This is a genomic window from Metapseudomonas cellulosilytica, assembly GCF_049334135.1.
Lineage (GTDB): Bacteria > Pseudomonadota > Gammaproteobacteria > Pseudomonadales > Pseudomonadaceae > Metapseudomonas.
In genome coordinates, this window is record NZ_JBHZGN010000052.1 from 1 (window position 1) to 6,378 (window position 6,378).

7 protein-coding genes are annotated in these 6,378 nt (G+C 64.1%); 5 read left to right on the forward strand and 2 right to left on the reverse strand.

What is annotated here, in order from left to right:
• Positions 1-153: 153 nt before the first annotated feature.
• Entirely contained in the window at positions 154-735 is a 582-nt protein-coding gene (locus ACFW0H_RS29930; RefSeq protein WP_422917454.1) for a TetR/AcrR family transcriptional regulator, read from the reverse strand.
• A 110-nt stretch (positions 736-845) separates the two neighbouring features.
• On the opposite strand from ACFW0H_RS29930, the gene ACFW0H_RS29935 reads away from it, so the two are divergent.
• Entirely contained in the window at positions 846-1,700 is an 855-nt protein-coding gene (locus ACFW0H_RS29935) for an alpha/beta hydrolase family protein (protein ID WP_422917455.1), read from the forward strand.
• A gap of 18 nt (positions 1,701-1,718) precedes the next feature.
• On the opposite strand, the gene sohB is transcribed toward ACFW0H_RS29935, so the two are convergent.
• Complete coding sequence (sohB, locus tag ACFW0H_RS29940; protein ID WP_422917456.1) at positions 1,719-2,744, reverse strand: protease SohB; 1,026 nt, start codon at positions 2,742-2,744, stop codon at positions 1,719-1,721.
• A 209-nt stretch (positions 2,745-2,953) separates the two neighbouring features.
• Between sohB and ACFW0H_RS29945 the strand changes: the two genes are divergently transcribed.
• The 4 genes from ACFW0H_RS29945 to ACFW0H_RS29960 all read left to right on the forward strand — a co-directional run bounded on the left by ACFW0H_RS29945 (position 2,954) and on the right by ACFW0H_RS29960 (position 6,112).
• Entirely contained in the window at positions 2,954-3,664 is a 711-nt protein-coding gene (locus tag ACFW0H_RS29945; protein ID WP_422917457.1) for a histidine phosphatase family protein, read from the forward strand.
• 59 nt (positions 3,665-3,723) lie between these two features.
• The gene (locus ACFW0H_RS29950; protein WP_422917458.1) at positions 3,724-4,038 is read left to right on the forward strand and encodes an SCP2 sterol-binding domain-containing protein; all 315 of its coding nucleotides are present in this window, start codon (positions 3,724-3,726) and stop codon (positions 4,036-4,038) included.
• A gap of 210 nt (positions 4,039-4,248) precedes the next feature.
• Positions 4,249-5,319 carry a phosphotransferase family protein gene (locus tag ACFW0H_RS29955; RefSeq protein WP_422917459.1) on the forward strand — a complete coding sequence of 357 codons (1,071 nt, stop codon included), beginning with the start codon at positions 4,249-4,251 and terminating at the stop codon, positions 5,317-5,319.
• A gap of 25 nt (positions 5,320-5,344) precedes the next feature.
• Positions 5,345-6,112 carry an SDR family oxidoreductase gene (locus ACFW0H_RS29960; protein ID WP_422917460.1) on the forward strand — a complete coding sequence of 256 codons (768 nt, stop codon included), beginning with the start codon at positions 5,345-5,347 and terminating at the stop codon, positions 6,110-6,112.
• Positions 6,113-6,378 lie beyond the last annotated feature (266 nt).

Here is a 6,378-nt window from a genome sequence, read left to right on the forward strand (position 1 = left end):
GTCGTCCGTGGGTGGCACTGTCTCTTGTAGGGGCGAATTCATTCGCCAAGGGCGGCGAAGCTGCCCCCGATACATCGAAGGCCGAACCTGCGGTTCGGTTGGCGAATGAATTCGCCCCTACAGACCTTCGCCCCACAATGAGCCGACCGCACGCTACGGCGCGCGCACCGCATCCCAGGCGACCTGCATGAACAGCTCGCGGCAATCCGCCAGGTTGGTACGGGTGCGCCCGGCCAGCCAGTTTCGGGTGAAGTCCTGCACCGGCCCGATGACCACCGAGACGAAGCAGTCCCGCGGCATTTCGCGGTAGGCACCGGCCTCGCGGTAAGGCCGCATGAGTTCCTCAATCCGCCCATGGTGCAGGCGATTGGTTTCACGCAGCTGCTCGCCCAGTTCGCTCGCTTCCACCCGGCCGCGGCTGTGCAGGATGAAGCGCGCCCAGTCCGGATTCGCCAGCACCCAGTCGACATAGCAGGCCACCAGCAGCTTGATGCAGCCCTCGGCGCTGTCCACCTTGGCGAAGCCCGCCTCCAGCAGGCGGGCGTAGCCGTTCACCCCCTCCAGGTAGAGCGCGGCGATGATGCGCTCCTTGTTGCCGAAATGGTGGTAGAGGCTGCCGATGCTGGCCCCGGAACGGTCGCGGATCATCTCGATGGTGGTGGCATCCACGCCCTGTTCGCTGAAACAGGCCAGGGCGGCCTGGAGAATGTCGTCTTTGCGGGAGGGACGGCCCATGAATGTCCTCTGATGAGACTAGAATATTTTTCTAGAATACTTTTCTAGCTTTCGTATACTGCCCGGGTTCGCGTTTTTCCAGAAGCCTTTTCCACGCCAGGACGGATGCAATGATCAGCCCGACAGAAACCCGAATCGACAATGGCAACGGCCACATCATCAGTGCCAACTGGTTTCGCCCCGAGGGCGAGCTGCGCGCCGTGGTGCTGATAGTACCCGCCATGGGCGTGCCCCAGCGCTACTACGCCCCCTTCGCCACCTGGCTGGCGCAACGCGGTTACCTGGTCGCCACCTTCGACTACGTCGGCATGGGCCAGTCGCGCAATGGCCACCTGCGCGACCTGGATGTGGACATCCTCGACTGGGCCCGCCATGACTGCAGCACCATGCTCTCGCTGTCGGCCAATGCCGCCGGCAACAAGCCGCTGTACTGGATCGGCCACAGCCTGGGTGGGCAGATCCTGCCCTTCGTGGAAGGCAACGAGCGCATCAGCAAGGCCCTGACCATCGCCACCGGCAGCGGCTACTGGCGCGAGAACACCGCGGAGCTACGGCGCCGCGTCTGGCTGCTGTGGTTCCTGGTGGCGCCGCTGGTGACGCCGCTGGCCGGCTATTTTCCCGGCAAGCGCCTGGGCATGGTCGGCGACCTGCCCAAGGGAGTGATCCGCCAGTGGCGCCGCTGGTGCCTGGACCCGGAGTACGCGGTGGGCGCCGAGGGTGAGACTGTCCGGGCCGCCTTTTCCGCCGTGCGCACGCCCATTACCTCCATCTCCTTCACCGACGACGAGATGATGTCCGGGCGCAATACCGAGTCGCTGCACAGCTTCTATCGCCAGGCCGAGAAGCACTTCAAGCGCATCGCCCCGGCGGATGTGGGCGAGAAGACCATCGGCCACTTCGGCTTCTTCAAGCCGCAGTACCAGCGCTCGCTGTGGGAAGAGGTACTGCTGCCCGAACTGGCCTGAGCCAGTCCGGGCTCGCGCTCACTGCCAGAAACGCTGCTGGCTGAGACGATTCCACCAGTTCAGCAGCACGCGGTCGATGGCTACGCTGGCGGCCAGGCCCACGCGCTCCTGCAAGGTCTTGCGCGCGGCAAAGTGCAGGTGGAACAGCTCGGCCTCCTTGGCGCGCTCGGCCAGGTACTCGTCGCTGGTGCGCAGCTCATCCACCAGTTGCTTCTCCAGCGCCGCCATGCCCAACCAGACTTCGCCCGTGGCGATCTCCGGCATGTTCAGCTGGGGGCGGTAACGGCTGACGAAGCCCTTGAACAGTTCATGGGTGGTTTCCAGGTCCTCCTGGAACTTCTGCCGGCCCTTCTCGGTGTTCTCGCCGAACACCGTCAGGGTGCGCTTGTACTCGCCGGCGGTGAGCACTTCGAAATCGATGTCGTGCTTCTTCAGCAGACGGTGCACATTGGGGAGCTGCGCCACGACGCCGATGGAGCCGATGATGGAAAACGGCGCGGCGAGGATCTTCTGGCCGATGCAGGCCATCATGTAGCCGCCGCTGGCGGCGATCTTGTCCACGCAGACGGTGAGCGGCACCCCGGCATCGCGGATGCGCGCCAGCTGGGAGGACGCCAGGCCGTAGCTGTGCACCATGCCGCCGCCGCTTTCCAGACGCACCACCACCTCGTCCTTGTCGGTGGCCATGGACAGCAGTGCGGTCACCTCATGGCGCAGGTGGTCGGTGGCCGAGGCCTTGATGTCACCATCGAAATCCAGCACGAAGACCCGCGGCTTGCGTTCAGCCGCCTTCTTCGCGCGCTTCTCCGCCTTGGCCTCGGCCTTGCGCGCGGCCTTCAGGTGCGCCTTGTCCAGCACCGAGTGCTCCAGGCGTTCACGCAGGCCCTTGTAGAAATCGTTGAGCTTGCGCACGTCCAGATGGCCACTGGCCACGCGCCGGTTGCGGCCGCGCAGTACAGCGATGGCAGCCAGCACCACCAGGATGGCCACCAGCACGGTCACGGTCCGTGCCAGGAAGCCGGCATACTCGGTAAGAAATTCCACGTAACTCCCCCTTGTTGGTCCCGTTGACGCCAGCCTTCCGGCGGCGTTAAGACCTGCAAGCATAACGGCGCCACCCCCGCCTCGCCAGCGGCCGGAAACCTCTGCATAAACAGCGGAAATGCATTCAAACAAGCGTATGTTTTTTCGTTGACAGCCCCCGGGCTTCCTCATACCCTCGCGGAACTTTCAACCTCGCGAGACGCCAGTACGTGGGCAGCATCTACCTGATTCGACATGGCCAGGCTTCCTTTGGCGCCGACGACTACGATGTGCTCTCGCCCCTCGGCATCCGCCAGGCCGAAGTGCTCGGCGCGCACCTCGCGCAGCTGGGCCTGCGCCTGGATCGCTGCTACAGCGGCGACCTGCGACGCCAGCAGCACACGGCCCAGGCCGCCCTGGCCCAGTTCGACGCCGCCGGCCTCGGCGCCCCGGCGATCCAGATCGACCCGGCCTTCAATGAATTCGACGCCGACGCGGTCATCCGCGCCCTGCTCCCCGACCTGCTTCCGCAAGAGCCCGAAGCCCTGCACGTGCTGCGCAATGCCGCAGCGAACCGCGCCGAGTTCCAGCGCCTGTTTTCCAAACTGGTGCTGCGCTGGGTGTCGGGCGCCCACGACAAGCCCGGCCTGCAGAGCTGGCGGGACTTCGTCGAGCAGGTTCGCGGCGGCCTCGAGCGCATCCTTGCCCAGGCCGAGAGCAAGCAGAACATCGCTGTGTTCACCTCCGGCGGCACCATCACCGCCCTGCTCCACCTGGTGGCCGGCATCCCGGCCGAGAGCGCCTTCGGCCTCAACTGGCAGATCGTCAACACCTCGCTCAATCGCCTGAAGTTCCGTGGCAACGAGGTGACCCTGGCTTCCTTCAACAGTCATGTGCATCTGGAACTGTTGAAGGCGCCGGAGCTCATCACCTATCGCTGAGCCCGGCCCACTGCGGCTGGAAAGGCCGCCGGACATAACCCTAGAAAAAGGAAAACACCATGACCAACGTTGCTGACATCGTCAAAACCATGCAGTCCAAGTTCAACGCCGGTGCCGCCGCTGGCCTGGACCTGGTGTTCCAGTTCAACATCGAAGACGGCGACAACCACTACCTGGTGGTCAAGGACGGTACCTGCGACGTGCAGCAGGGCGACTCCGCCAACCCGAACGTCACCCTGATCATGGACAGCGCCACCCTGGTCGGCATCATGAGCGGCGAAACCGACGGCATGCAGGCCTTCATGGCCGGTAAGCTGCGCGCCGAAGGCGACATGATGCTGGCCATGAAGCTCGGCGAACTGTTCCCGGTCTAAGCTTCACCGGCATACGCCATGCACACGAAGAACCGGAGTCCCAGGGCTCCGGTTTTTTTTCGCCCGGGCCAGGCGGTGCGGGCAAATCAGGCAGCCTGATTGTGCTGCAACACCTTTGTCTATAACGGCTCGTTCAGCTTGTGACGCCCCAGAGGCGGCATTAGATTAGCGAATAGTCTCGGGCCCCCATCATAAACAGAAGGGATAAGCATGTCGCTTACTGATCAATCCACCCGCATCCGCGAAGGCGAAGAGCTCGACGCCGCCGTCATCGACCAATACCTCAAGGCCAACATTCCCGGCCTCACCGGCACGCCGCGCATCAGCCAGTTTCCCGGCGGCGCCTCCAACCTGACCTACCTGCTGGAATACCCCAGCCAGGAATTCGTGCTGCGCCGCCCGCCCTTCGGCCACAAGGCCAAGTCCGCCCACGACATGGGGCGCGAGTTCCGCATCCTCAACCAGCTCAACGCCGGCTTCCCCTACTGCCCGAAGGCGTACGTGCACTGCACCGACGAGTCGGTGATCGGCGCGGAGTTCTACGTGATGGAACGGGTCAAGGGCGTGATCCTGCGCGCCGACCTGCCGGCCGACATGTCGCTCGACGCCGGCCAGGCCCGCGAGCTGTGCCTGAGCTTCATCGACAAGCTGGTCGAGCTGCACAACGTCGACTACAAGGCCTGCGGCCTGGGCGACCTGGGCAAGCCGGAAGGCTACGTGCAACGCCAGATCACCGGCTGGAGCGACCGCTACGAGAAGGCCCTGACGCCGGACGCGCCGACCTGGGAACCGGTCAAGGCCTGGCTGCGTGACAAGATGCCCGCGGACCACCACAAGCCGGGCATCGTGCATAACGACTACCGCTTCGACAACGTGATCCTCGACCCGGCGGACCCGCTGAAGATCATCGGCGTGCTGGACTGGGAGCTGACCACCATCGGCGACCCGCTGATGGATCTCGGCAACACCCTCGCCTACTGGATCGAGGCCAAGGACCCGGCGCCGGTGCAACTGATGCGCCGCCAGCCGAGCCACCTGCCGGGCATGCTGACCCGCCAGGAGTTCGCCGACTACTACGCCGAACGCGCCGGCCTGCCGCGCATCGACAACCTGGACTTCTACTACACCTACGGCCTGTTCCGCCTGGCCGGCATCGTGCAGCAGATCTACTACCGCTACTTCCATGGCCAGACCCAGGACAAGCGCTTCGCCCAGTTCATCCACATGAACAAGCTGCTGGAGCAGATGAGCCTCCAGGTCATCCACCAATCACGGCTGTAAACCGGATCACAACAAGGGGAATCCCATGTCCAAGACCACTCTGTTCGACCTCGACGGCAAGATCGCCTTCGTTTCCGGCGCCAGCCGCGGCATCGGTGAAGCCATCGCCAAGCTGCTGGCCCAGCAAGGCGCCCACGTGATCGTGTCCAGCCGCAAGATCGAAGGCTGCCAGGCCGTGGCCGACGCCATCATCGCTGAAGGCGGCAAGGCCACTGCCATCGCCTGCCACATTGGCGAGATGGAGCAGATCCAGAGCGTGTTCGCCGAGATCCGCGAGAAATTCGGCCGCCTGGACATCCTGGTCAACAACGCTGCCACCAACCCGCAGTTCTGCAACGTGCTGGACACCGACCTCTCGGCCTTCCAGAAGACCGTGGACGTCAACATCCGCGGCTACTACTTCATGTCCATCGAGGGCGGCAAGCTGATGAAGCAGAACGGCGGCGGCAGCATCATCAACGTCGCCTCCATCAACGGCGTTTCCCCGGGCGAGTTCCAGGGCATCTACTCGGTGACCAAGGCCGCGGTGATCAGCATGACCAAGGTCTTCGCCAAGGAATGCGCCCAGTTCGGCATCCGCTGCAACGCCCTGCTGCCGGGCCTGACCGACACCAAGTTCGCCTCTGCCCTGGTGAAGAACGACTCCATCCTCAACATGGCGCTGCAGCGTATCCCGCTGAAACGCGTGGCCGACCCGAGCGAAATGGCCGGCGCGGTCCTGTACCTGGCCAGCGACGCGTCCAGCTACACCACCGGTGTGTCGCTGAACGTGGACGGCGGTTTCCTTTCCTGAGGACTGCCGGCCCATGAAAAAGGGAGCCTGCAGGCTCCCTTTTTCTTTTTGCGGCGGGTGCGGTACCAGCCGTGTAGGGTGGATGTCGCTTTTCACATCCACCAGCGCGGCCAAGCCCGGCACCGATGGTGGATCGGTGAAGCGCGATCCACCCTTGTATCTCGACTAGCGTCCTTTCAAAGAGCGATAGTCCCCGACTGATCATCGGGGGAGGGTCAGGAAGCCGTATCCACCCTTAGGCCTCGAGCTTGCGACGTAGATAGTGC